The following is a 24,469-nucleotide window of genomic DNA, read 5'->3' on the forward strand; positions in this document are numbered from 1 at the left end:
ACCCGGCCGGCGGACCCTGATCACCGGCGCACGGATTCTCCACCCGGCTCGGAGCTTTCACCGCACGCGGTTCACATCCCCGACTCCGGACCCGTACGGGAGGCCGATGCGGTCGGCGCGTTCTGCTCGTCACAGCGAATGCCGTGCCGGACGACTCAGTTGGCGGCCGGTTCGGTGAACCCGGACGTGGTGACGGCGGCGACGACCTGGGCACCGTGACGCCGCATGTCGCCGGCCCCGCCGACGCGGGGCCGCGGAACGCGGCGACCCGCCGGCGGGGCCGGATACAAAAGCGCCGGAAGGGCAGCGGCACCCCCGCTCACGCACGCCCCCTCCCGCCCCCACCTCCCCGGAATGCCGTGCACCCACAGCGAAATTTCCCCGCCCTGCGGAGCGCTTGCCGCCATTCCCCCCTTTGCCCGCAGGCAGGAGCCGTCGACCCGCACCCCCAAAAATGCTCCCGCAACCGAAATCCAGCGCCGGCGGAAAAGCACGAGAAAGGCCCCGCCCGATGACCGGACGGGGCCCAACGCGAAACTCAACTCCGCGCGCTTTACGGCGCATACGTGTCAGCGGATCGGCATGCCCGAAATCGTCCGGGCGATCACCAGGCGCTGGATTTCACTGGTTCCCTCGAAGATGGTGTAGATAGCCGCGTCGCGGTGCATCCGCTCGACCGGGTATTCGCGGGTGAATCCGTTGCCGCCGAGGATTTGGACGGCCTGGGCGGTGACCTTTTTGGCGACCTCGCTGGCGAAGAGCTTGGACATGGAGCCCTCGGCGGACGTGAACGGCTTGCCGGTCACCGCCATCCAGGAGGCGCGCCACACCAGCAGGCGGGCGGCGTCGATCTGGGTACGCATATCGGCGAGCTGGAAGGCCACGCCCTGGTTGTCGATGATCGGGCGGCCGAACTGGGAGCGGGTCTTGGCGTACTCCAGGGCCTCTTCGTAGGCGGCGCGGGCGGTGCCGACCGCCATCGCGCCGACGGCCGGGCGGGACGCCTCGAAGGTGGCCATCGCGGCGTTCTTCACGCGCTCACCGCTGCCGGCCTTCTCGCGGGCGCGGGCGAGGCGCTCGTCGAGCTTCTCCTTGCCGCCGAGCAGGCAGTGGCCGGGGACCCGGACCTGGTCGAGGACGACCTCGGCGGTGTGCGAGGCGCGGATGCCGTGCTTCTTGAACTTCTGGCCCTGGGAGAGGCCGGGGGTGTTCGGGGGGATGATGAAGGACGCGTGGCCCTTGGAGCCGAGGTCGGGGTCGACGGCCGCGACGACGACATGGACGTTGGCGATGCCGCCGTTGGTGGCCCAGGTCTTGGTGCCGTTGAGCACCCACTCGTCCTTGGCCTCGTCGTAGACCGCGCGGGTCCGCATCGCGGCGACGTCCGAGCCGGCGTCCGGTTCCGACGAGCAGAAGGCGGCGACCTTCACATCGGTGGCGTCGCCGTACATCTGCGGGACCCAGGTGCCGATCTGCTCCTCGGTGCCGTTGGCGAGCACGCCGACGGCGGCGAGCCCGGTGCCCACGATCGACAGGCCGATACCGGCGTCGCCCCAGAAGAGCTCCTCCATGGACATGGGGAGGCCCAGGCCCGTGGGGTCGAAGAATTGCTGGGCGTAGAAGTCCAGCGAGTACAGACCGATCTTGGCGGCTTCCTGGATGACCGGCCAGGGGGTCTCCTCGCGCTCGTCCCATTCGGCGGCGGCGGGGCGCATGACGTCCGCGGCGAAGCCGTGAACCCAGTCACGAACTTCCTTCTGCTCGTCGTTGAGCTCCATGGTGAACTCGGCCATGTCCCCTCCACTGCTGCCAGGCATTACTGTTGTTACTAGCGGTAACCCGCAGTGTGTTACTCGCCAGTAGAAGATGTCAACTCCCCTGAGAACGAATTCACCGTGGAGATCGGGTGTTACGTTGCGCGAGCGCCACGGATTCACAAGGGTGGGGAGCACGACCATGGAAAGCACCGAGCACAGCGGCCGCCGGCAGACGGCGACCGAGCGCAGACGGCGGGAGCTGCTGGAGGCCGCCGAGCGCATTGTGCTGCGCGACGGCCCGGACGCCTCGATGAACGCCATCGCCGCCGAGGCCGGCATCACCAAGCCGATCCTCTACCGGCACTTCGGCGACAAGGGCGGCCTGTACCGCGCGCTCGCCGTACGGCACACCGACGCCCTGCTGGCCAATCTGGCCACCGCGCTGGACGCGCCCGTCCTGCGCCGGGACCGGGTCGAGGCCACCCTCGACGCCTACCTGCTCGCGATCGAGGCCCGGCCGCAGGTGTACCGCTTCCTGATGCACCCGTCGGACGAGGACAACGCGTCGGAGTCGGGTTTCGACGTCGGGCGGCACTCCGCCCCGCTGCTGCGCCGGCTCGGCGAGGAGCTGGCCAAGGTGATCACCGACCGGCTCGACCTGGGGCCGGGCGGCGAGCTGACCGCACGCGTATGGGGCCACGGCATCGTCGGCATGATGCACGGGGCAGGCGACTGGTGGCTGCGGGAACGCCCCTGTTCACGCGAGCAGTTGGTCACGCAGCTGGCCGATCTGCTCTGGGGGCAGCTGGCCGCGGTCGAGGACCGCGAGGGCGGCCCCGGCTTCTGAGCGCCGGGGCCGTGCGTCGGCGGGCGGCGCCGGCCCTTCAGCGGCCGGGCGCCGCCGTCGCGGCCCACGGGGCCCTGGCCGCCGCGCGCAGCGCCCGGCGGCGGCGCAGCCCGGTGAGGCGGTCGACGTACAGCCCGCCGCCGAGGTGGTCGCACTCGTGCTGGAGGCAGCGGGCGAAGAAGCCGGTGCCGGTCACGGTCCGCGGCTCGCCGGTGACGCTGAACCCGGTCACCACGGTGTGGTCGTGGCGCGGGGTGCCGGCCTCGATGCCGGGCAGCGAGAGACAGCCCTCGGGTCCGCGGACGACCGGGCCGTCGCTCTCCACGAGCCGGGGGTTGACGAGGTGCCCGAGGTGGCGGAGATCCTCGTCGTCGGGGCAGTCGTAGACGAAGACCCGCAGCGGGACGCCGATCTGGTTGGCGGCGAGGCCCACACCGTGTGCGGCGTACATCGTCGCGTACATGTCCTCGACCAGCCGGGCCAGCTCGCCGTCGAAGGCGGTGACCTCCCGGCAGGGCTCGGTCAGGGCCGGATCGCCGAGCAGGCGCAGCGGGCGGACCCGGCCGGAACTGCCGGGGATGGTGCGGGGAGGCATGGGCCAAGCGTACGGTCCGGCGCGCCCGGGATGTCGCCGGACGGGTGGCGGGGTTCGGGCCCGGGCCGGGATCTCGATAGGCTGATCCCCGACCGAAGCCTCGGCCGGTCATCGGCTGCGGAGGAAGCGTTCCACCGGCAGCCTCAGGACAGGCGGGCGCCGGATGCAAGGAGGATCAAGGACGATGGCAGGCAACACGGAGCCGCTGTCGCCGCGGGCCAAGCTGGCCGTGACGGCGGGCAAGGCCGCGGCGGCGGTGTCGCGCGCGGCGGGCCGCGGCAGCGGATCGGTGATCGGTGGCCGGGTGGCGCTCAAGCTCGACCCCGACCTGCTGGCGCGGCTGGCCCGGCACTTGGACGTCATCCTGGTGTCGGCGACCAACGGCAAGACGACCACGACGCGGCTGATCGCGGAGGCCCTGCGGGCCAGCGGCCCGGTGGTCTCCAACGCGCTGGGCGCCAACATGCCGGCGGGGATCACCTCCGCGCTGGCCGGTGGATCGGACGCCAAGTACGGCGTCATCGAGGTGGACGAGAAGTACCTCGCCGGCGTGGCACGCGATGTGACGCCGAAGGCCATAGCGCTGCTGAACCTCTCGCGCGACCAGCTCGACCGCGCCGCGGAGACCCGGATGCTGGCCGAGCACTGGCGGGAGGGCCTGGCCGGTTCCAAGGCCCTGATCATCGCCAACGCGGACGACCCGCTGATCGTCTGGGCGGCCTCGTCGTCGGCGAACGTGGTGTGGGTCGCGGCCGGGCAGGAGTGGAAGGACGACGCCTGGTCGTGCCCCTCCTGCGGTGGTGTGATGCAGCGGCCGAGCGATGACTGGTTCTGCGCGGAGTGCGGCTTCCGCCGCCCCACGCCCAGCTGGGCGCTCTCCGGCGATCATGTCCTGGACCCGCACGGCAGCGCGTGGCCGATCAAGCTGCAGCTGCCGGGGCGCGCCAACAAGGCGAACGCCACCACGTCCGCCGCGGTCGCCGCCGCCTTCGGGGTGCCGCCGCAGGTGGCCCTGGAGCGGATGTTCTCGGTGCAGGCGGTGGCCGGGCGCTATGACGTGGTCACGTTCATGGAGCGGGAGCTGCGGCTGCTGCTGGCGAAGAACCCGGCCGGCTGGCTCGAGACGTTCTCGCTGATCGACCCGCCGCCGACCCCGGTGATCATGTCGGTGAACGCCCGCGGCGCGGACGGCACGGACACCTCCTGGCTGTGGGACGTCGACTACACGCGGCTCGCCGGGCACCCGATCTTCGTCCTGGGCGACCGCAAGCTGGACCTGGCGGTGCGCCTGGAGGTCGCGGGGCTGGACTTCCACGTGTGCGAGAGCCTCGACGAGGCGGTGGGGATGGCCCCGCCCGGACGGATCGAGGTCATCGCCAACTACACGGCCTTCCAGGACCTGCGCCGGCGCGTGGGCAACTGAGTGTGGTCCACCGACGTAACGGACAAGGACGAGCGAGCATGAGTGACAACAGCCTGCGCCTGGTGTGGATCTACCCGGACCTGCTGAGCACGTACGGCGACCAGGGCAACGCCCTGGTGGTGGAGCGGCGGGCGCGCCAGCGCGGCCTGGACGTCCAGCGCCTGGACGTACGGTCCGACCAGCAGATTCCCACCTCCGGCGACATCTACCTGATCGGCGGCGGCGAGGACCGGCCGCAGCGGCTGGCGTCCGAGCGGCTGATCCGCGACGGCGGGCTGAGCCGTGCGGTCTCCAACGGCGCGATCGTCTTCTCGGTGTGCGCCGGGTACCAGATCCTGGGTCATGAGTTCATCAACGACCTCGGGGAGCGGCAGGAGGGCCTGGGGCTGCTGGACGTGGTCAGCACCCGCGGCGAGGCCGAGCGCTGCGTCGGCGACGTACTCGCCGACATCGACCCGCAGTTGGGCCTGCCGCCGCTGACCGGCTTCGAGAACCACCAGGGCGTGACGCACCTGGGCAAGACCGCCCGGCCGTTCGCCAAGGTGCGGTTCGGCAAGGGCAACGGCGTCGGCGACGGCTACGAGGGCGCGTGGAACGACACCGTCTTCGGTACGTACATGCACGGCCCGGTGATGGCGCGCAACCCGCACATCGCCGACCTGCTGATCAAGCTGGCGCTGGACGTCAACGCGCTGCCGCCGGTCGAGGACCGCTGGTACGAGGCACTGCGCCAGGAGCGGATCGCCGCGGCGACCCAGCCCGCCTGATACCACTTCCTCCCGTTTCGGACGGTTCGCCGATGTGCGGCATCCGCCGGGTGGAAACCCTTTTCGTACGCCCGCAGTCCGCACTGCGGGCGTACGTGTGCGCAGGGGCTCCGCGCTTGTAGGGTGAGCGGAATCCAACCGGACGACGGGGTCCGGGCCCCCGGTTGAGTTGCAGAGGGTTTTTCGAGCAATGCGTATTGGTGTACTCACCTCCGGCGGCGACTGCCCCGGTCTGAACGCCGTCATCCGCTCCGTCGTCCACCGCGCCACCGCCGATCACGGCGATGAGGTGATCGGCTTCCGCGATGGCTGGAAGGGCCTGCTGGAGTGCGACTACCGCAAGCTCGACCTCGACGCCGTCGGCGGCATCCTGGCGCGCGGCGGCACCATCCTCGGGTCCTCGCGGGTGCAGCCCGCCCACCTGCGCGACGGTGTCGAGCGGGCCCGCGGCCACGTCGCCGAGCTGGGCCTTGACGCGATCATCCCGATCGGCGGCGAGGGCACGCTGAAGGCGGCGCGGCTGCTGTCGGACGCCGGACTGCCGATCGTCGGCGTCCCGAAGACCATCGACAATGACATCGCCGTCACGGACGTCACCTTCGGCTTCGACACCGCGGTGGGCGTGGCCACCGAGGCGCTGGACCGGCTCAAGACCACCGCCGAGTCCCATCAGCGGGTGATGATCGTCGAGGTGATGGGGCGGCACACCGGCTGGATCGCGCTGCACTCGGGCATGGCGGCCGGTGCGCACGCGATCGTGGTCCCGGAGCGGCCCTTCGACATCGAGGAGCTCACCGCGCGGGTCTCCGAGCGGTTCGAGGCCGGCAAGAAGTTCGCGATCGTGGTCGTCGCCGAGGGCGCCAAGCCGCGCGAGGGCACGATGACCTTCGACGTCGGCGGCAAGGACATGTACGGCCACGAGCGGTTCGCCGGGGTCGCCCGACAGCTCTCGGTGGAGCTGGAGAACCGCCTCGGCAAGGAGGCCCGCCCGGTCATCCTGGGGCACGTCCAGCGCGGCGGCACCCCCACCGCGTACGACCGGGTGCTCGCCACCCGCTTCGGCTGGCACGCCGTCGAGGCGGCCCACCGCGGCGACTTCGGGATGATGACGGCGCTGCGCGGCACCGACATCACGCTGGTGTCGCTGGCCGAGGCCGTGGAGACGCTCAAGACGGTGCCCACCGAGCGCTACGACGAGGCCGAGTGCGTGCTGTGACCCCGGCACCGTAGCCCGTGCGGCACGGACCGCCCCCGGCCACCGGCACCGATATGCGGCCCTGCCGCATGGTGCGGCCGGGGGCGGTTCTAGTCTTGTCGCCGGAGCATTGGTACGAATCAGGAGCGAGCGGATGGATCACAGCGGGCACGGCATGGACGGCATGAACATGGATCTGCCGCCGTTCACGCTGGCGCGGGGCCTGGAGTTCGGTGGTGATCCGTTCTTCCTCGTCGGCTGCCTGCTGGGGCTCGGGCTGTACGGCTGGGCGGTGATCCGGCTGCGGCGGCGGGGCGACGCCTGGCCGGTGGGCCGGACCGTCGCCTGGGCCCTGGGTCTGGTGACGGTGGCCCTGGTGATGTGCACCCAGCTCAATGACTACGGCATGGCGATGTTCAGTGTGCACATGGTCCAGCACATGGTCATCAGCATGCTCTCGCCGATCCTGCTGCTGCTCGGGGCGCCGGTGACGCTGGCGCTGCGCGCGCTGCCGGCCGCCGGGCGCGGGCGCAAGGGGCCGCGCGAACTGCTGGTGGCGCTGCTGCACAGCCGCTACATGCGGATCGTCACGCACCCGGCGTTCACCATCCCGCTGTTCATCGCGAGCCTTTACGCGCTCTACTTCTCCCCGCTGTTCGACTTCCTGATGGAGTCCCGGGCCGGGCACATCGGGATGATGGTGCACTTCCTCGCGGTCGGCCTGGTGTTCTTCTGGCCGATCATGGGCGTCGACCCGGGCCCGCACCGGCCGGGGTACGTGATGCGGATGCTGGAGCTGTTCGCCGGCATGCCCTTCCACGCCTTCTTCGGCATCGCCCTGATGATGGCCACCGAGCCCATGGTCGACACCTTCCTGCACCCGCCGTCCTCGCTCGGGATCGAGGCGCTGGCCGACCAGTCGGCGGCCGGCGGCATCGCCTGGGCCTTCAGCGAGATCCCGTCCGTGGTGGTGCTGATCGCCCTGGTCTTCCAGTGGTACAAGTCCGAGGAGCGCCAGTCGCAGCGCGCGGACCGGGCTGCGGACCGCAACGGCGACAAGGATCTGGCCGACTACAACGCCTACCTCGCCTCGCTCGACGCGCGGAGCCGGTGACGGCGGGTCGCCACTCTGGCGGTACGGGCCGCGGCCGGGGACGATGGTCCCATGGCCGCGGCCCGCGGCATGCGTGCCCCGGGCCGCCGTGAGGAAGGTGCGGGTATGCCCGGATCTGCTAGGACGATGGCCGTGTGCACGGTGGGCGGGCTCGTGGTGGCGACCGCCTACACCGTGGCGATGGGCGCCAATGGCTGGCTCTGGTTCTGCTGGGTGGTGCTGGCGCTGGTGACCGTGGGCGTGTTCGCGGCACGGCCGGTCTGAGCCCGCCGTACCGGCGCGGTGGTGCGGGCGCGCCGTACCGCCGCCGTCAGAAGCGGAACAGGGGCCCGGTCACGGCATCCATCGTGCAGCCGTTGGGGAACTCCTTGCGCCAGTTCACCACGGTGCCGTGCCAGGTGCCGGTCGCGGTGGCGACGATCGGGTCGTACTCCCTGGTGCAGGCCTGCGGGTGGCCGGGCAGGGCGTCCAGGTTGCCGCGCGCCCAGGCCAGCGCGTCGCAGGCGGCGGCCGCGTGCGGGTGCCTGCCGTGGATGTCCGGGCAGCTGAGCCGGACGCCCCGGCTCCAGGTGTTGCCGGCTCCCGAGACGGTCAGCAGCAGGCCCTGATCGACGGTGGGGGGCTCGTCGGCCTGCGCCGGTCCTGCGGCGAGCGTGCCGAGCAGCGCCGCGGACAGCGCGGCGAGCGCGGACGCGGACACGGTCAGGGTGGCACGGACGGATCGGCGTCGAGGGCTCACGGGCATCGAAGTCTCCTGGGAAGCTCGGTGGGGTCACCTGCGGGAGCCTGACAGCGACGCGTGGCGCCCGGCGGCCCTGGGGCCTGTCGTCACAGTCCCGCCTGCCTCGCGGGCGAACGACGGGACTGTGACGACAGGCCCCAGGCCACCGTGCCGGAACCCGGCGGGCAAGCGGGCACGCCGTCAGGTCGCCCGTACGGACCGCCGATCGCCCCTCGACGACAGGGGTGGGCGGCAGCGGAGGAGGCGACTCCGCTGCCGGCCACCCGGACCGGGACTACTTCACACGCTCGATCCGGGCGTGGCGGATCAGGAACTTCCCCTCCTCCCGCACCTGCTCGAAGGCCGCGTTGTTGAGCAGGGCGCAGCTGCCCGAGGCCGAGGTCACGGAGACCGTCGTCGACTTGTCGTTGTCCAGGTTGGTCACCTTCAGCTTGGTGCCGACGGGGAACTGGTCGCTGGAGGCCGCCGGGGCGCCGCTCTCGCCGGAGAGGGTCACCGTCGAGCCGGCGCAGACCACGTCGCCGTCGGCGGCCGGCGGGTCGTCCGATGCGGGCGGGGCGCCGGAGGCGGTCGGATCCGCCGATCCGGACGGGGCCTCGGACGCCCCGGGGGCGCTGGAGGCGGGCGGCTCGTTGCCCGTCGGCGGCGCGCCGGCGGCATCGCCCCCGCCCTGTCCGGCGGAGCAGCCGGCGGCTTTCTGCTGGACCTGGATCTGCTTGATCACGGCCTGGCGGTTGGCGATCCGGGCCGCCGACTGGGCGTCCGGCTTCGCCTGCTGGTCGGCGATGAACTTCTGGTTGTTGCTCAGGGCGGTGGCCAGTCCGTCGCACGCCACCGATGCCTGGCTGGTGCCCGCGGTGACGATGGCGATGCCGCCGACCAGCGCGGCGGCGCTGACGCAGATGACGATCTTCTGGCGCTTGCCGACTCTCTTCTTCCGGGACATCTCTGACTCCTGTCCTCGGCCCGGACCCTGGGTCCAGGCTCGGTCGCCGGGCAATACGGCGAGTCAACCCGGCCTCGTTCATGGCGAGTTGAAAGTTGTCCGGGGATGCCAAACCGGATACCGCAAGGTAACAAGGACCTGCGAGGATGCCCCGATGCGCGTGCTGATGCCGGTCCCCGACCACGATGTCGACATCACCGAAGTGGCGGTGCCCTGGCGGCTGCTCACCGACGCCGGTCACCAGGTGATCTTCGCCACCGAACGGGCCGGCACCCGGCCCGCCGGTGATCCCCGGCTGCTGACCGGTGTCCTCTTCGGCCGGCTCGGCGCCGCGGAGGAACCCCGGCGTTTCTACGAGGAACTCACCCGCAGCGCGGAGTTCACCGCGACCGTGAGCTGGGCGGAGCTGGTCCCGGAGGAGTACGACGGGCTGATCCTGCCGGGCGGGCACGCGCCGGGAATGCGGCAGTACCTGGGCTCGGAGGTGCTGCGGCGGCAGGTCGCCCGGTTCTGGGCGCTGGACCGGCCGGTCGGGGCGATCTGCCACGGTGTGCTGGTGGCCGCGCGGGCGCGGGAGGCGTCCACCGGCCGCAGCCTGCTGGCCGGCCGGCGGACGACCTGTCTGCCCAAGTACCTGGAGCGGGCCGCGTATCTGGCCACCGCATGGCGGCTCGGCCGCTACTACCGCACCTACCCGGCGTATGTGGAGGACGAGGTCAGGGCCGCCCTGACCGGCCCGGACGCCCGCTTCGAGCGCGGGCCCAGGGTCCTTGCCGCGCGGGGCACCGCCACCGACGACTCCGCCGCGTTCGTGGTGCAGGACGGCCGCTACCTCTCGGCGCGCTGGCCGGGCGATGCCTACCTCTTCGGCCGCCGGTTCTGTGCGCTCCTGGAGGGCGGGGCGCGCTGAGGCGATGGCGGCGCCCCGTATGCCCGTCGGCCTTACGGGGCAGCCTGCCGTCTGCTCAGCAGCCGGGCCCCCGCCGTCAGCACCTGCTCGGCGCGCACGGCCGGGACATGACCGTGCGCATCCCCTCCAGCTCCCCGCCGGGTTCCGGAGGTGTCCACCGGGGCATCGGAAAAGAGCCGGCATCGACCGGCCGAAGCTGCTCACCCGTGCCGGCGCTTGACCCTGGACTCACTGGCCGTCCCCGGACACCCCTTGTGACCTGGAACGATGTAGCCGCCCGGGCGAGCCGACGGAATGGGGTTGCCCTGTGTTCTACCAGGTGCTCAAGTACCTGCTTCTCGGGCCGTTGCTGCGGCTGGTGTTCCGGCCGCGGATCGAGGGGCTCGATCATGTGCCGGCGGAGGGCGCGGCGATCATCGCGGGCAATCACCTGTCGTTCGCCGATCACTTCGTGATGCCGGCGATCGTGCCGCGCCGGGTGACGTTCCTGGCCAAGGCCGAGTACTTCACCGGGCCCGGTCTGAAGGGCCGGCTGACCGCGGCGTTCTTCCGCGGGGTCGGGCAGATTCCGGTGGACCGGTCCGGGGGCCGCGCCTCGCAGGCGGCGATCTCCTCGGGTCTGGCAGTCCTGCGCAAGGGCCGGCTGCTGGGCATCTATCCGGAGGGCACCCGCTCGCACGACGGCCGGCTCTACAAGGGGCGCACCGGCGTCGCCTCGATGGCCATCAAGGCCGGGGTGCCGGTGGTGCCGTGCGCGATGATCGGCACGTTCGAGGCGCAGCCGACGGGCCGGCGGCTGCCGCGCATCATGCGGATCACCATCCGCTTCGGCGCGCCGCTGGACTTCTCGCGCTACGCGGGGCTGGAGGACGAACGGCACGCGCTGCGCGCCGTCACGGACGAGATCATGTACGAGATCCTCGCCCTGTCGGGACAGGAGTACGTCGACACGTACGCGGGCGAGGCCAAGGCCGCGGCGCAGGCACGAGCGCGGGCGCACGGGCGGCGCGGGCACGGCAAGGAGTCCGCGGACTGAGCGGCCGGCCGGGGTTCGCCGACGGCGAGGTCCCTCCGCCGACGGCGAACCCGGCTGCCGTCGCCCGCTCCTCTTCCTAGGGTTCCTGGCATGACATCAGGCAGCGCAGTGGTGATCGGGGCGAGCGGGCAGATCGGGCGGGCCGCGGTGCGGGCCCTGGCGCGGGACGGCTGGGAGGTGCGGGCCGCGTCCCGGCGCGGCGGGCGCGACGACTCCTGGCCCGCGGAGGTCCGCCCGGTGGCGGTGGACCGGGAGGACGACGCGGCGCTGGCCGGGCTGGTCGGCGAGGGCTGTGACGTCCTGCTGGACTGTGTGGCGTACGGGACCGCGCACGCCCGGCAGTTGGCCGGACTGGCGGACCGGATCGGTTCGGCGGTGGTGATCTCCAGCGGCGCGGTGTACGAGGACGGGCAGGGGCGCAGCCTCGCCACCGGCGGGCGGCCCGGCGGTGCCCCGCAGTATCCGGTGCCGATCCCGGAGTCCCAGCCGACCGTGGCGCCCGGCGACGACGCCTACGACACCCGCAAGGCCGCCCTGGAGCGGGCGCTGCTGGCACAGGGCGACCGGCTGCCGGTGACCCTGCTGCGGGCCGGCGCCATCCACGGGCCGTACAGTCCGCTGCCCCGTGAGCTGTACTTCGTCAAGCGGGTGCTGGACGGGCGGCGGGTGCGGGTGCTGGCGTACGGCGGGCGCAGCCGTTTCCATCCGGTGCATGTGGCCAACCTCGCGGAAATGGTCCGGCTGGCGGCCCGCCGGCCGGGCTCGCGGGTGCTCAACGCGGGGGATCCGGAGGTGCCGACGGTGGCCGGGATCTCGGCGGCGGTGGATGCCGCGATGGGTGCGCCGGAGAGCGAGGTCGTGACGGTGGCCGGGGCGGCGCCGTCGCCCGGGGTCGGCGACACGCCGTGGACGGCCCCGCACCCGGTCGTCCACGACCTGGCCGCGGCGGAGCGCGAGTTGGGCTACCGCGCGGTGACGACGTACGAGGAGTCGCTGCCGGAGACGGTGGAGTGGCTGGCCGGCCGGGTCGAGGGGCGGGACTGGCGGGAGGTGTTCCCGCTGATGGCGGGCGTCTACCCGGACGAGATGCTGTTCGGCTACGCGGCGGAGGACCGCTGGCTGGCGGACCGGGGCGAGCGGGGCTGAGGCGAGCGGGCTGAGGACGGCGGCGGTCCAACCGGCGGCAGGCCGCGGGCGGCAGGCGTCCGGCCACAGGCCGCGGTGCAGCGGGACCGGGCGGCGGGCGATGAGCGGCGGGCCTCGGGCGGTGAAATCCGATCGCGGGGCGCGCCCCCGGCCCGTACCTTGATCGCTATGAACGACGGGACACGGGGGTGCCGACGATGAGTGCCCGGCTGCGCGGCATGGCGCAGGAGACGGAAAGGATCGTCGCCGCGGGTGCGTACCGCGCACCGGGCGGACGGCTGGTGGAGATCGCGGCGGCGGTCGGACGGGCCCGGTCCGGGACCCGGCTTCTACAGCGACCGGGTGATCCTCTCCCCCGGTGTCCCGGTGTTCCGCGACGATCGCGGCACCCTGCTCGGCGAGCCGTACGAGGCGGGCTTCCTGACGGCCGCGGCACCGAACGCGGGGGTGATCGCCCGGCAGCGGCCGGCCGAGTCCGGGCGGGTGGCGGCGGCCCTGGCGGTGCGGGCGGAACGGGTGCTGGAGGTCGCGGCGGCCGGCGGGCACCGGCAACTGGTGCTCGGGGCCTGGGGGTGCGGCGTGTTCCGCAACGAACCGGCCGATGTGGCAGGGGCGTTCGCGGCCGCGCTGCTGGACGGCGGCCGGTTCGACGGCTGGTTCGACCGCGTGGTGTTCGCGGTGCTGGACCGCCGGGCGGACTCCCCCACCCGGGCCGCCTTCGCCGCGGAGTTTTCCGGTGTCAGCGATGCGAGCGGGAGTGTGGAGCCACGATGACCGACCACGACACGTACACCAGGCTGATCGGCCTGCTGGACGAGCGCGGGGCGCGCTACCGGATCTACGAGCACGCCGAGGAGGGGGCGACGGAGGCGGTCAGCGCGCTGCGCGGGAACGCCGTCGAGCAGGCCGCCAAGTGCATCGTGGTGATGGTGAAGCTGGGCAAGAAGACCAAGCGCCATGTGCTGGCGGTGGTGCCGGGCGACCGGCGGGTGGATCTGGGGGCGGTGAAGGCGCTGCTGGGCGGCTCGTACGCCGGGTTCGCCACGCCCGAGGTCGCGGAGCGGCTGGCGCGCAGTGTCAGCGGGACGATCCTGCCGTTCTCCTTCGACGAGGAGCTGGCCCTGGTCGTCGATCCGGCGCTGCTGGAGCAGCCGGAGATCTTCTTCAACGCGGCCCGGCTGGATCGCTCGCTGGCGCTGGCCACGGCGGACTACAGGGCGATCGCGGAGCCGCGGGTCGAACCGATCGCGGGCTGACGACGACAGGGGCGGCCGGGAGGATTCCCGGCCGCCCCTGTGTGCCGTCAGGTCATGCCGGCACGGTTCCCGCCGTCGCTAGGGAACGGCCGGCAGGAGGGAGGTCACCTTGCCGACGGCGGACTTCACCGTCGACTTGGTGGGCTGGGGCGTGGCGTGCGGGGCGCAGGTCACGTCCTTGGCGTCGGTCTTCCCTTCCAGGAAGTACGCGTCGACCCGGTCGTTGATGCAGGGGTTGACCAGGCCGGTGACACCGTGCGAACCGGCGTCCCGCTCGGTGATCAGGCGCGAGCCCTTGAACCGGTGGTGCAGCTCGACCGCGCCGCCGTACGGCGTGGCCGCGTCACGGGTGCTCTGCACGATCAGCACGCTCGGCAGGCCCTTGCCGGTCTTGACCTCGACCGGCCGCTGCTGCTTGGCCGGCCAGGTGGCGCAGGGCAGGTTCATCCAGGCGTTGGACCAGGTCATGAACGGTGCCTGCTGGTGGATGCGGGTGTTGTCGCGGTCCCACTTCCGCCAGCTGGTGGGCCACTTGGCGTCGGTGCACTCGACGGCCGTGTAGACGGCGTTGCCGTTCTCCGCGGAGATGTTGCCGGCGGTGTCCTGGAGGTTCGGACCGGCGTTCTCCACCAGCGGCTTGGTGTTGCCGGAGAGGTACGCGCTCCAGACCTCGGCGACCGGGGCCCACATGGAGTCGTAGTACGGCGCGTTCTGGAAGAAGCCGGTCAGCTCGGCGGGGCCGACGACTCCGCCGACGGGGCTCTTCTTCGCGGTGGCGCGCAGCTTCTCCCACGCCGCCTGGACCTTCTCGGGGGTGTTCCCGATGTGGTAGGTGGCGTCGTTCTTGGCGACCCACTTCTTCCAGTCGCCCCAGCGGGTCTCGAAGGCGATGTCCTGGTCGAGGTTGGCCTGGTACCAGATCTTCTCGCGCGCCGGGTCCACGACGCTGTCGACGAGCATCCGGCGGACGTGCTGCGGGAAGAGCGTCCCGTAGACGGCGCCCAGGTAGGTGCCGTAGGAGACGCCCAGGTAGTTGAGCTTCTTCTCACCGAGCGCGGCGCGGATCACGTCCAGGTCGCGGGCGGTGTTCTTGGTCGTCATGTAGGGCAGGAGGCCGTGGCTGCGCTCGGCACAGCCGTCGGCGTACTCCTTGGCGAGCTTGCGCTGGGCGCGCTTGTCCGCCTCGCCGCCCGGCACCGGGTCGGCCTTGGGCGCCTTGACGAAGTCCTGCGGGTTCATGCAGGAGATCGGCGCGGAGTGGCCCACGCCCCGGGGGTCGAAGCCGACGAAGTCGTACGCCTTCGCGGTCTTGGCCCACAGGGCGCTCTTGGTGGTGATACGGGTCGGGAACCGCATGCCCGAACCGCCGGGGCCGCCGGGGTTGTAGACGAGGGCGCCCTGACGCTCCTCCTTGGTGCCGGTGCTGACGGCACGGTCCACGGCGATCTTGATGGTGCGGCCGTTGGGCCGTGCGTAGTCGACCGGGACGGTGACATAGCCGCACTGGATGGGCGACTTGAAGCCCCAGTCGGCAGGACAGTCCTGCCAGTCGATGCCCTTCTTGGCCGCGCGCGCGGCAGCGACCGCCACACCGCGTGCTTCGGCCGAACCGCGCTGGTGCTTGTCGCCCGCGCTGGCGGGCGTGGCGGATATCGCTCCGGCAAGGAGCGCGCCGGTCACCAGGGTGCCGGCGGCGCCGAGCGCTGCTGTTTTTCTCACGTGGTTGATTCCCCCTGCATGGTGTGCCACTTGTGGTGGCGTGATCACAGGCTTACGGAGGGATCCTGACGTGTGGCGTCCGCTCTTGAACAGGCTTGCCCCGCACTTCTTTACCAAGCTGTAGGTTTCCGGCCGCGGCGGCTTCCGGCGCACCCCGAGCGGCGGTCCGCGGGGCCGCGGAGTGCGCCGGGTGCCGCGCCGGCGCACCGGCGGCGCGGGCGCCGCACCGGCCCGTACCAGCGGCGAACGGCCGAAGAGCGCAGCGGAACCTCACCTTTCCAGCCAACGCCGCCGGTCGCCTGCGCCCGCTCCCACGTCCCCTCCACCCCACCCGCGGCACCTTCAACTCGGGTTTCAGGAGCGGCAGATGACGGGACAACAGAACAGCTCGCGGCCGGTTCGGGCCGCTCGGCGGGGAGTTCACGGCCAGGGGGTGACCTGGCGGAGCGCGAGGCGGCGCAATGGCTCCCGGAGGGGCGTGCGGGGGCGAGAATACGTCAATTGCCGTAGACCTGCCCATCGGGCATGTGCCAGCCGCACACCTTCAGTAACCTTCCGTGAAGGCTCTCCCACTCACCGCCACAAGGGAGGGCTTCGACGTTTTCACGCCGCGTCCGGGCCGTCGCGAAGGAGATCCGAAGTGCCGGGTATCGATCAGGTGTTGTCCCAAGCGATGGGGATTCCCGGCGTTCGGGGCGCGGGGCTGATCGACTGGACCAGCGGTCTGACACTCGGCACGGCGGGCCGGGCACCGCACGACGATCACGACGCGGCCGCCGCCGACACCGCGGAGGTGGTGCAGGCCGTGGCGCGCAACGCCACCTTCGACACCACCGGCGCCGTCGGAACGGACCTCGAAGACCTCATCATCACGGCTGCGGACAGCTACCACCTCATCCGTTTCGTGCATACGGCCTTCGACAGCCAGACCTACCTCTACCTCTGGCTGGACCGCACACAGGCCAATCTCGCCGTCGCCCGGCTCCGGCTGCGCGATCTGGCGGCGGAGCTGGTCGCGTCCTGACGGCGCGCTCCGCCACACCGCACGAACGGTAAGGGAACCAGCCATGGGCCTGCCCATATCTCCTCACCCGCCCGCCCCGGCGGGGCTGCTCGACCGGTTCGCCGCCGAACGCGTCACCGGCGCCCTCAGCGGCCCGCACGGCTGCCTCTACCTTCTCGACGGCGCGGTCTACTGCATCGAGGGCACCGCCGCCCCCGGGCTCGACCTCCGTCTGACCGCGTCCGGGAAACTGCCGCCGCAGGGCTGGCAGTACGCCGCGGAGACGGCGGGGCCGCAGCAGAGCGGCGGCCAATTCCTCATCGGCAAGGGGTGGTTGACGCAGGGCGAACTGGAGATATGCCACCTCGCCGCCCTGCTCGACGCCGCGTTCTTCGCCCTGCCGCTGACCGCCGAATCCACGACCTTCACACCCGGGGCCGGACACTGGCTGGGGGTCATACGCCCCGTCAGCGCCACCGCCCTCCAGCAGGCGACGGCCCACCGCCGGCTGCTGCTCGACCGGCTGCGCCCCTGGGCCGCGGTCGACTCCTCGCCCGTCGTGCCCGTCCATCCGCACCCCCCGGCCCCCACCACGAGCCGCCAACGACGGCTCCTCGCCCTCGCCGACGGCAGGCACACGCCGTACGACCTGGCCAGGGCCCTGGGACAGTCCGCGTTCGGCACGCTGCTGGACGTCCGCCGCCTCGCCGCCGCCGGCCTCGTCCGCGTCCCCCGGGCGCCCGCACCGGCTCCCCTCCCCCGGCGGCGGCCCGGCGCGGCTCTGGGCGATCCCGCCCCCGTCGCCCGGGGAGGACCCGCCGCGACCTGGCAGCTGCCGGATCCGGACGTCCTCGCCACCGCCGATCCGAACGTTGCCCTCCTGGTCCGCCTGCGTACGGCGTTGGAGGAGAACCTGTGAGCCCCTGCGCACGAAGACAGTGCACCCCATGAGGCGCGTCATCAGAAGGCACGCCGTGAAAAGGAGACTGATGACGATCGAACCCCGGATACGGGAGGAACTGCATGCGCTGCGCGATCAAGTGCGCCACTTCCGGGGCGGGATGGTGGCGAGCGTCGACGGCATGGTGATCGCCCATGACCTGCCGGACATCGAGCCGGACGGCCTGGCGGCCCTCACCGCCGCGGCGATCGGCGTCGCCAAGCGCCTCACCGACGCCACCGGACAGGGCGCCTTCGAGGAATCCCTGACCCGCGGCTCGGAGGGCTACATCGCGGCCTACTCCGCCGGGCGGCGGGCGGTCCTGACCGCGGTGGCGAGCCCGGACACCAACGTGGGGCGGCTCCATCTGCAGGCCAGAAGGGCCGCGGAGCGGATCGGCGCCCTCGTGGACGCACCACCCGACCGGTAACGGACCCACCCCCGCATACCCGCACGAACGCGGAAACCGGAACGCCGCGACCGCGGAAGACCGGAAGCCCGGCAACACCCCCGGAATATCGAAAGGTCTGAACTCCTCATGGCTCAACTGGAATCCGCTCTCGCCGACGCGATGTCGACCATCGAGGGCGCGGTCGGCGTCGCCCTGGTCGACTACACCAGCGGTATGGCCCTGGCCACCCTGGGCGACAAGCAGGCCCTGGACCTCGATGTCGCGGCGGCCGGCAACACCGACGTCGTCCGGGCCAAGATGCGCACCATGGAGATGCTGGAACTCCAGGGCGCCATCGAGGACATGCTCATCACCCTGACCGCGCAGTACCACATCATCCGCCCGGTGACGGGCAAGAACGGCAGCGGCCTCTTCCTCTACCTGGTGCTGGACCGCAAGCGCGCCAACCTCGCGCTGGCACGCCTGCGTCTGGCCCGGCTGGAGAACGACCTGGAGGTCTGAGGCGGGGCGGCCGCCGTCACCCGGCGGCCGCACTCCGGGCGGCCCGGTCCAGGAGGCGCCGCAGCCGGAGCGCGTCCGGGGCCACGGCCGTGGCCAGCGCCCCGGGCCCGGCGAGCGGCGCCAGGACACCCTGTCCCGCGCCGTCGCGGGTGCCGTCGCCGGCCGCGTCGCCGAGCAGCCGCACCTCGGCCGGCGCCTCCTCGAACTCCGGCCCGACGACCAGGAACTGCCCCACGGCACGGTGCCCGCCCAGGACGGCCGAGGTGTCCCAGCCGGGGACGCCGGGCCCGTACGCCGTCTCCTGGTCGAGCAGGGTGCGGCCGCCCCGGCGGACGGTGAGCCGGCTGCGCAGGGTGCCGGTCTCCTCTCCGCTGCGTCCCAGGACCTGTTCCTCGCGGAGCACCAGGCGTGCGGTGGGGGCCAGTTCGACGGTGGTGGTCATCCGCAAGTCGCTGCCCGCCGCGGAGATCAGCGGTTCGGGCAGCCAGTCCAGCCGCGCGCCGTCGCCGACCGTCAACCACACGTCGTAGCAGGCGTGTTCGCCCGTACGGCCGGGCAGCGCGACGGTCGCGGCGGCGGAGGTGACGTGCAGCGCGCTGTCCGCCTCGGCGGTGGCCTCGATGCCCAGGCGGTCGCCGCCCAGCGGGGCGCTCATGGCGCCCACGACACAGACCCTGGCCTGGTTGCCGTGCCCGCGGATACGGCGCAGCGCGAACGGTCCGTCGCCGTCGAGGACCGGCAGCCGGGTGGTGCCGCCCGCCGCGTCGGCCCGCGCGACGACGCGGGCGGTGGCGCACAGCCCGCCGGCGGCGCGGGCCGTCTGCGGCGCGGGTGGTGCGAGGGTCATGCCGGGCCCGCGGTCCAGTCGGCGAGCCGTCCGCGGACCCAGTCCACCACCGGCCGGACGCCGTCCTCCGCCTTCAGGGCGGTGAAGACGACCGGCAGGTCGCCGCGCTGCGCCTTGGCGTCGCGGGCCATGCCCTCCAGGTCGACGCCGACGTACGGCGCGAGGTCGGTCTTGTTGATGACGAGCAGGTCGGAGGTGGTGACGCCGGGGCCGCCCTTGCGCGGGATGTCGTCGCCGCCGGCCACGTCGATCACGAAGATCTGGGCGTCGACCAGGCCCTTGGAGAAGGTCGCGGTGAGGTTGTCGCCGCCGGATTCGACGAGGACGAGGTCGAGCGGGCCGACCGCCTCCTCCAGGTCCTCGACGGCTTCGAGGTTGGCGGAGATGTCGTCGCGGATGGCGGTGTGCGGGCAGGCGCCGGTCTCGACGGCGGCGATCCGCTCGGCGGGCAGGACGGCCTCGCGGAGCAGGAATTCGGCGTCCTCGCGGGTGTAGATGTCGTTGGTGACGACGGCGAGGGACAGCTCGTCGCGCAGCGCGCGGCACAGTGCGGCGACGGTGGCGGTCTTGCCGGTGCCGACCGGGCCGCCGAGGCCGATGCGCAGGGCGCGGCGGGCCCCGTCCGGACGGATGGGGTCGGCGGCGCTGTAGGTGTGGCGCTCGGGGAAGGTGTCCTTGTGGTCGAGGTGCATGATCACTCCGGTGGTGGGGTCGGGCGGCGCGGGATCCGCCGGAAGGGCGGCCGGGTCAGGACGCGAAGAGGCGTACCGGCCAGGCGGCGTGCTGTTGGGCGGTGATGTCGAGCAGCGGCGCGGAGACCGCGGGCAGTGCGCCGGTTCCCTCGGTGCCGGTCCGCAGCGCGGCCTCGGTGGCGCGGTGGGCGACCTGGTCGAGCTCGGTGGTGAGGCGGGCGAGCACGGCGGTGGCGTCGAAGGGGTCCAGGCTCAGCAGCCGGACGGCCGCGGTGGCCGGGCCGCTGAGGTTCTCGTAGGCCGCGGCGTAGGCGGCATCGAGCGGGGGCAGGCCCGCCGACCGGGCGGCCAGGCCCAGGACGACGGGCTGGTGGGCGCCGCGGGGGCGGGCCGCGGCGAGCGCGTCGAGGGCCTCGCTCGGCCAGGTCGCGCGGGCCGCCCGCATCATCTGCCGGCCGAGCCGCCGGGCGACCTGCCGCAGGGCGGGCACCGGGGTACGGGCGTCGGCGGCGTCGTCCAGGAGGAGCGGGTCGTGACCGTCCGCGGCCGCGGCGGCGAGGGCCGCGGCGACCAGGCCGGCGGTGTGCAGCCGGCCCCGGCAGAAGGTCTCCAGAGTGGCGGCGTCCGTGATGCGGCCCGCGGCGACGGCCGGTTCGGCGCCGCCCGAGTGGGCGTGCCCGCCGGCGGGGAACCGGCCGTCGGCGAGGACGAGCAGCGCCGCGCGGCTCATCGGTGGTCCGGGGTGGTCGTGGGGAGGTTCATCGGATCTCAGAAGAGGAAGTACCGCTGGGCCATGGGCAGCTCGCGGGCGGGCCGGGGCTCGACCACCTCGCCGTCGATGGTCACGGTGAAGGTGTCGGGGTCGACCTGGACGCGGGGCAGGGCATCGTTGTTGCGCATGTCGGCCTTGGTGCGGCCGCGGGTGCTGTGGATGGCCTCGTACGGCTTGGCCAGCGCGAGGCGCTCGGGCAGCGCGTCGTCGAGGGCCTGCTGGGAGACGAAGTTGACGGAGTTGCTGCCCGGGGCCCTGCCGATGGCGCCGAACATCGGGCGGGGCAGCACCGGCTGCGGGGTGGGGATGGAGGCGTTGGCATCGCCCATCTGCGCGTAGGCGATCTGGCCGCCCTTGATGACCAGCTGCGGTTTGACGCCGAAGAACGCCGGGTCCCACAGCACGAGGTCGGCGAGCTTGCCGTCCTCGACGGAGCCGACGACATGGTCGATGCCCTGGGCGAGAGCCGCGTTGATGGTGTATTTGGCGACATAGCGGCGGGCGCGGAGGTTGTCCGCGCGGCCGTCGCCCGGGAGGGTGCCGCGGCGCCGCTTCATGACGTGGGCGGTCTGCCAGGTGCGCAGCACGACCTCGCCGATCCGGCCCATGGCCTGGGCGTCGGAGGACATGATCGAGATGGCGCCGAGGTCGTGCAGGATGTCCTCGGCCGCGATGGTCGAGGGCCGGATCCGGGATTCGGCGAAGGCCAGGTCCTCGGGGACGGCCGGGTTGAGGTGGTGACAGACCATCAGCATGTCGAGGTGCTCCTCGACGGTGTTGACGGTGTGCGGCCGGGTGGGGTTGGTCGAGGCGGGGAGCACGTTCGGCTCGGAGACCATCGCGATCATGTCGGGGGCGTGGCCGCCGCCGGCGCCCTCGACGTGGAAGGCGTGGATGCCGCGGCCGGCGATGGCGGCGAGGGTGTCGCCGAGGAACCCGGCCTCGTTGAGGGTGTCGGTGTGGATCGCGAGCTGGGCGCCGCTCTCCTCGCAGACGGTCAGGCAGGCGTCGATGACGGCGGGGGTGGCGCCCCAGTCCTCGTGGATCTTGAAGCCGAGGATGCCGGCCCGCAGCTGGTCGCGCATGGAGGCGAGGGAGGTGGTGTTGCCCTTGCCGAGCAGGCCGACGTTGACCGGCAGGGAGTCCATCGCCTCGAACATCCGGGCCACGTGCCAGGCGCCGGGGGTGATGGTGGTGGCCTTGCTGCCCTCGGCCGGTCCGGTGCCGCCGCCGACGAGGGTGGTGATGCCGGAGGCCAGCGCCTCCTCGGCCTGCTGGGGGCAGATGAAGTGGACGTGGGTGTCGATGCCGCCGGCGGTGAGGATCTTGCCGTTGCCGGCGATGACCTCGGTCTCCGGGCCGATGACCAGGTCGGGGTGGACGCCGTCCATGGTGTCGGGGTTGCCGGCCTTGCCCAGGGCGGTGATCCGCCCGTCGCGGATGCCGACGTCGGCCTTGACGACGCCCCAGTGGTCCAGCACGACCGCGCCGGTGATCACGGTGTCGGGGGTGCCCTCGGCGCGGGTGGCGCGGGACTGGCCCATCGATTCGCGGATCACCTTGCCGCCGCCGAAGACCGCCTCGTCGCCGGCCCGGCCGGGTCCGCCGGAACGGTCCTCGGTGATCTCGATGAGCAGGTCGGTGTCGGCGAGCCGGATCCGGTCGCCGGCGGTCGGGCCGAAGAGATCGGCGTACGCCTGGCGGGTCAGCTCAGCCATCGAGAGTGCCTCCGGTCTCGCCCCGCAGGCCGGCGACGATGCGCTTGCCCCCGAGGGGGACGAGTTCGATCTCGGTGGGGATGCCGGGTTCGAAGCGCACGGCGGAGCCGGCCGGGACGTTCAGCCGCTTGCCGTACGCGGCCGCGCGGTCGAAGTCGAGGCCGGGATTGGCCTCGGCGAAGTGGTAGTGGGAGCCGACCTGGACGGGGCGGTCGGCGGCGTTGAGGACGGTCATGCGCGTGCGGGGAAGGCCCTCGTTGAGGCGCACCGGCTCGTCGGCGGGGAAGATCTGTCCCGGGATCATCGTCTGCTCTCCCGTGGTCAGTTGATGGGTTCGTGAACGGTGACGAGCTTGGTGCCGTCGGGGAAGGTGGCCTCGACCTGGACGTCGTGGATCATCTCGGGGACGCCCTCCATGACCTCGTCGCGGGTGAGCACCTTGCGTCCTGAGGACATCAGCTCGGCGACGGTGCGGCCGTCCCGTGCGCCTTCGAGGATGTGCACGGTCAGCAGCGCGATCGACTCCGGGTGGTTCAGCTTCACCCCCCGGGAACGGCGTTTTTCGGCCACGTCTGCCGCCACATGAATCATCAAACGTTCTTGTTCATGCGGGGTCAGTTGCATACGTTCCACCTCACAGTCTTCCCGCCCGGACGCAAGAGCCCAGGTCACAGGCGTGGACGCACCTGTGTCGATAGATGTACCACGCAGTAATTAAAGGAGGAGCAAACCGACTTCCAGCACTTGGCCATCAACAGCCCCGGGCTCGGAGACTAGTTCGGCGGGATTTCGTCGGCGTTACAGCCAGGGACACGTTCTCGTCCCCTCTTTCGCCTGATGTAACGCGGTGTCATCGCGGCCCGTTACGGCGCGGCAACCGATTCCCGGGGCGGTTTCACCCCCTCGCCCCCCTTGGCGTACGCGGAATCCGGTGGCGAAATCCCCCTCTCGACGACCGCCGGGAAGCGGGGGACAGAGCCCTCTCATGCGCCATGCACCACCGCGTCCCGCGCAAAACGGGCGCGTCCCGCTCCGCGAACGCAACTGACCGGTATGCGCTCTTGACGGTTTCCGGAGTGATCGCAATTCTCGTGTGCGCGTCAATCCATGACGCGCATCGCAAAAGCTCCATCCCCCCACACCAGGAGCCACAACGTGACTCGTTCCACGCGAATACGCCGGATCGTGCTGGCCTCGGGCGCCGTCACCGCCCTCGCCGCCACCCTCTTCACCACGGCCGGCGCCCACGCCGATCCCGCGCCGAAGGCGGCCCCGGACATCGACGTCAAGGCCGTCAAGGCCGACCTGGACAAGCTCCAGTCGATCGCCGACGACAACGGCGGCAACCGCGCCCACGGCAAGCCCGGCTACAAGGCGTCCGTCGACTTCATCAAGGAGAAGCTGGACAAGGCCGGCTTCACCACCAAGATCCAGGAGTTCGACGGCGGCGGCACCAAGGGCTACAACCTCGTCGCCGACTGGCCGGGCGGCGACGAGAGCAAGACCGTGATGGCCGGCGCCCACCTGGACTCGGTCCCCGCGGGCCCCGGCATCAACGACAACGGCTCCGGCTCGTCCGGCATCCTCGAAGTGGCGCTCGCCGTCGCCAAGTCGGACCTCAAGCCCACCAAGCACCTGCGGTTCGGCTGGTGGGGCGACGAGGAGGACGGCATGGTCGGCTCGCAGGCCTATGTCGACAAGCTCGGCGCCGACAAGTCGAAGATCGACTCGTACCTCAACTTCGACATGATCGGCTCCCCCAACCCGGGCTACTACGTCTACGACGACGACACCCGCCTGGAGAAGGTCCTCAAGGACTACTACACCAAGAAGAACATCACCACCGAGAAGGACACCGAGGGCGACGGCCGCTCGGACCACGCCTCCTTCAAGGACGCGGGCATCCCGGTCGGCGGCTTCTTCTCCGGCGCGGACTACAAGAAGACCGAGGAGCAGGCGAAGAACTGGGGCGGCGAGGCGGGCAAGGCGTTCGACGCCTGCTACCACCAGGCCTGCGACACCACGAAGAACATCGACGAGAAGTCGCTGGACACCAACACGGACGCCATCGCCCACGCGATATGGGAGCTCAGCTCCTGAGCCACCCGCCCCACCGCACGGTCAGCGCCTG

Annotated in this window: 26 protein-coding genes and 1 pseudogene; 16 read left to right on the plus strand and 11 right to left on the minus strand. The window is 71.9% G+C overall.

Going from position 1 to position 24,469, the window contains the following annotated elements; translation table 11 throughout:
* Positions 1–569: 569 nt before the first annotated feature.
* The gene (locus tag K7396_RS02105) at positions 570–1,793 is read right to left on the minus strand and encodes an acyl-CoA dehydrogenase family protein (protein ID WP_086716720.1); all 1,224 of its coding nucleotides are present in this window, start codon (positions 1,791–1,793) and stop codon (positions 570–572) included.
* A 163-nt stretch (positions 1,794–1,956) separates the two neighbouring features.
* Here K7396_RS02105 and K7396_RS02110 point away from each other — a divergent pair, with 163 nt between their 5' ends.
* Positions 1,957–2,604: a TetR family transcriptional regulator gene (locus K7396_RS02110; protein ID WP_086716721.1), complete on the plus strand. Its 648-nt coding sequence runs from the start codon at positions 1,957–1,959 to the stop codon at positions 2,602–2,604.
* Positions 2,605–2,641: 37 nt separating this feature from the next.
* Here K7396_RS02110 and def read toward each other — a convergent pair whose 3' ends face one another.
* Complete coding sequence (gene def, locus K7396_RS02115; protein ID WP_086716722.1) at positions 2,642–3,199, minus strand: peptide deformylase; 558 nt, start codon at positions 3,197–3,199, stop codon at positions 2,642–2,644.
* 184 nt (positions 3,200–3,383) lie between these two features.
* On the opposite strand from def, the gene K7396_RS02120 reads away from it, so the two are divergent.
* The 5 genes from K7396_RS02120 to K7396_RS02140 all read left to right on the plus strand — a co-directional run bounded on the left by K7396_RS02120 (position 3,384) and on the right by K7396_RS02140 (position 7,962).
* Positions 3,384–4,622, plus strand: a complete 1,239-nt coding sequence (locus K7396_RS02120; RefSeq protein ID WP_086716723.1) for a MurT ligase domain-containing protein — start codon at positions 3,384–3,386, stop codon at positions 4,620–4,622.
* Between the two features lie 38 nt (positions 4,623–4,660).
* On the plus strand, positions 4,661–5,389 hold the full coding sequence (locus tag K7396_RS02125; RefSeq protein WP_086716724.1) for a type 1 glutamine amidotransferase: 729 nt from the start codon (positions 4,661–4,663) through the stop codon (positions 5,387–5,389).
* Between the two features lie 190 nt (positions 5,390–5,579).
* Positions 5,580–6,605, plus strand: coding sequence for a 6-phosphofructokinase (locus K7396_RS02130; protein WP_086716725.1), 1,026 nt, complete (start codon positions 5,580–5,582; stop codon positions 6,603–6,605).
* Between the two features lie 133 nt (positions 6,606–6,738).
* Entirely contained in the window at positions 6,739–7,698 is a 960-nt protein-coding gene (locus K7396_RS02135; protein ID WP_086716726.1) for a cytochrome c oxidase assembly protein, read from the plus strand.
* Positions 7,699–7,803: 105 nt separating this feature from the next.
* Positions 7,804–7,962 carry a hypothetical protein gene (locus K7396_RS02140; RefSeq protein ID WP_167392725.1) on the plus strand — a complete coding sequence of 53 codons (159 nt, stop codon included), beginning with the start codon at positions 7,804–7,806 and terminating at the stop codon, positions 7,960–7,962.
* Between the two features lie 46 nt (positions 7,963–8,008).
* Here K7396_RS02140 and K7396_RS02145 read toward each other — a convergent pair whose 3' ends face one another.
* Positions 8,009–8,443, minus strand: a complete 435-nt coding sequence (locus K7396_RS02145) for an SSI family serine proteinase inhibitor (RefSeq protein ID WP_086716727.1) — start codon at positions 8,441–8,443, stop codon at positions 8,009–8,011.
* Positions 8,444–8,714: 271 nt separating this feature from the next.
* Positions 8,715–9,386, minus strand: a complete 672-nt coding sequence (locus K7396_RS02150; protein ID WP_086716728.1) for an RlpA-like double-psi beta-barrel domain-containing protein — start codon at positions 9,384–9,386, stop codon at positions 8,715–8,717.
* Positions 9,387–9,540: 154 nt separating this feature from the next.
* Here K7396_RS02150 and K7396_RS02155 point away from each other — a divergent pair, with 154 nt between their 5' ends.
* The 5 genes and pseudogenes from K7396_RS02155 (at position 9,541) to K7396_RS02175 (ending at position 13,734) form a co-directional block, all read left to right on the plus strand.
* The gene (locus tag K7396_RS02155) at positions 9,541–10,296 is read left to right on the plus strand and encodes a type 1 glutamine amidotransferase domain-containing protein (RefSeq protein WP_086716729.1); all 756 of its coding nucleotides are present in this window, start codon (positions 9,541–9,543) and stop codon (positions 10,294–10,296) included.
* A gap of 307 nt (positions 10,297–10,603) precedes the next feature.
* Positions 10,604–11,332, plus strand: coding sequence for a lysophospholipid acyltransferase family protein (locus tag K7396_RS02160; protein ID WP_086716730.1), 729 nt, complete (start codon positions 10,604–10,606; stop codon positions 11,330–11,332).
* A 90-nt stretch (positions 11,333–11,422) separates the two neighbouring features.
* Positions 11,423–12,478: an NAD-dependent epimerase/dehydratase family protein gene (locus K7396_RS02165; protein WP_086716731.1), complete on the plus strand. Its 1,056-nt coding sequence runs from the start codon at positions 11,423–11,425 to the stop codon at positions 12,476–12,478.
* Between the two features lie 197 nt (positions 12,479–12,675).
* Positions 12,676–13,252, plus strand: a pseudogene (locus K7396_RS02170) (TIGR02452 family protein).
* Positions 13,249–13,734: a YbaK/EbsC family protein gene (locus K7396_RS02175; RefSeq protein WP_086716732.1), complete on the plus strand. Its 486-nt coding sequence runs from the start codon at positions 13,249–13,251 to the stop codon at positions 13,732–13,734. The pseudogene K7396_RS02170 and the gene K7396_RS02175 overlap by 4 nt, the downstream one beginning before the upstream one ends.
* A gap of 78 nt (positions 13,735–13,812) precedes the next feature.
* On the opposite strand, the gene K7396_RS02180 is transcribed toward K7396_RS02175, so the two are convergent.
* Positions 13,813–15,453, minus strand: a complete 1,641-nt coding sequence (locus K7396_RS02180) for an alpha/beta hydrolase (RefSeq protein WP_086716733.1) — start codon at positions 15,451–15,453, stop codon at positions 13,813–13,815.
* A 640-nt stretch (positions 15,454–16,093) separates the two neighbouring features.
* Here K7396_RS02180 and K7396_RS02185 point away from each other — a divergent pair.
* The 4 genes from K7396_RS02185 (at position 16,094) to K7396_RS02200 (ending at position 18,309) form a co-directional block, all read left to right on the plus strand.
* Positions 16,094–16,477: a hypothetical protein gene (locus tag K7396_RS02185; RefSeq protein WP_086716734.1), complete on the plus strand. Its 384-nt coding sequence runs from the start codon at positions 16,094–16,096 to the stop codon at positions 16,475–16,477.
* Positions 16,478–16,520: 43 nt separating this feature from the next.
* Positions 16,521–17,375: a hypothetical protein gene (locus K7396_RS02190; protein ID WP_086716735.1), complete on the plus strand. Its 855-nt coding sequence runs from the start codon at positions 16,521–16,523 to the stop codon at positions 17,373–17,375.
* Between the two features lie 70 nt (positions 17,376–17,445).
* Positions 17,446–17,826: a roadblock/LC7 domain-containing protein gene (locus tag K7396_RS02195; RefSeq protein ID WP_086716736.1), complete on the plus strand. Its 381-nt coding sequence runs from the start codon at positions 17,446–17,448 to the stop codon at positions 17,824–17,826.
* Between the two features lie 108 nt (positions 17,827–17,934).
* Entirely contained in the window at positions 17,935–18,309 is a 375-nt protein-coding gene (locus K7396_RS02200; RefSeq protein WP_086716737.1) for a hypothetical protein, read from the plus strand.
* Between the two features lie 16 nt (positions 18,310–18,325).
* Here K7396_RS02200 and K7396_RS02205 read toward each other — a convergent pair whose 3' ends face one another.
* The 6 genes from K7396_RS02205 to K7396_RS02230 are packed head-to-tail and all read right to left on the minus strand — an operon-like array spanning position 18,326 to position 22,962.
* Positions 18,326–19,156, minus strand: coding sequence for an urease accessory protein UreD (locus tag K7396_RS02205; RefSeq protein WP_086716738.1), 831 nt, complete (start codon positions 19,154–19,156; stop codon positions 18,326–18,328).
* Positions 19,153–19,848 (minus strand): urease accessory protein UreG, encoded by a 696-nt coding sequence (ureG, locus tag K7396_RS02210; protein ID WP_086716739.1) that lies wholly within the window; start codon positions 19,846–19,848, stop codon positions 19,153–19,155. The genes K7396_RS02205 and ureG overlap by 4 nt, the downstream gene beginning before the upstream one ends.
* A gap of 55 nt (positions 19,849–19,903) precedes the next feature.
* Positions 19,904–20,578: an urease accessory protein UreF gene (locus K7396_RS02215; protein ID WP_086716740.1), complete on the minus strand. Its 675-nt coding sequence runs from the start codon at positions 20,576–20,578 to the stop codon at positions 19,904–19,906.
* Between the two features lie 38 nt (positions 20,579–20,616).
* A complete protein-coding gene (locus K7396_RS02220; protein WP_086716741.1) occupies positions 20,617–22,338 on the minus strand; it encodes an urease subunit alpha in 1,722 nt (573 codons plus the stop codon).
* Positions 22,331–22,642 (minus strand): urease subunit beta, encoded by a 312-nt coding sequence (locus K7396_RS02225; protein WP_086716742.1) that lies wholly within the window; start codon positions 22,640–22,642, stop codon positions 22,331–22,333. The genes K7396_RS02220 and K7396_RS02225 overlap by 8 nt, the downstream gene beginning before the upstream one ends.
* A gap of 17 nt (positions 22,643–22,659) precedes the next feature.
* Positions 22,660–22,962, minus strand: coding sequence for an urease subunit gamma (locus tag K7396_RS02230; protein WP_006608038.1), 303 nt, complete (start codon positions 22,960–22,962; stop codon positions 22,660–22,662).
* 531 nt (positions 22,963–23,493) lie between these two features.
* Here K7396_RS02230 and K7396_RS02235 point away from each other — a divergent pair.
* Complete coding sequence (locus K7396_RS02235) at positions 23,494–24,438, plus strand: M28 family metallopeptidase (RefSeq protein ID WP_086716743.1); 945 nt, start codon at positions 23,494–23,496, stop codon at positions 24,436–24,438.
* Positions 24,439–24,469: the final 31 nt, after the last annotated feature.

Origin of the sequence: Streptomyces angustmyceticus (genome assembly GCF_019933235.1) — a bacterium.
Taxonomy (GTDB): Bacteria; Actinomycetota; Actinomycetes; order Streptomycetales; family Streptomycetaceae; genus Streptomyces; species Streptomyces angustmyceticus.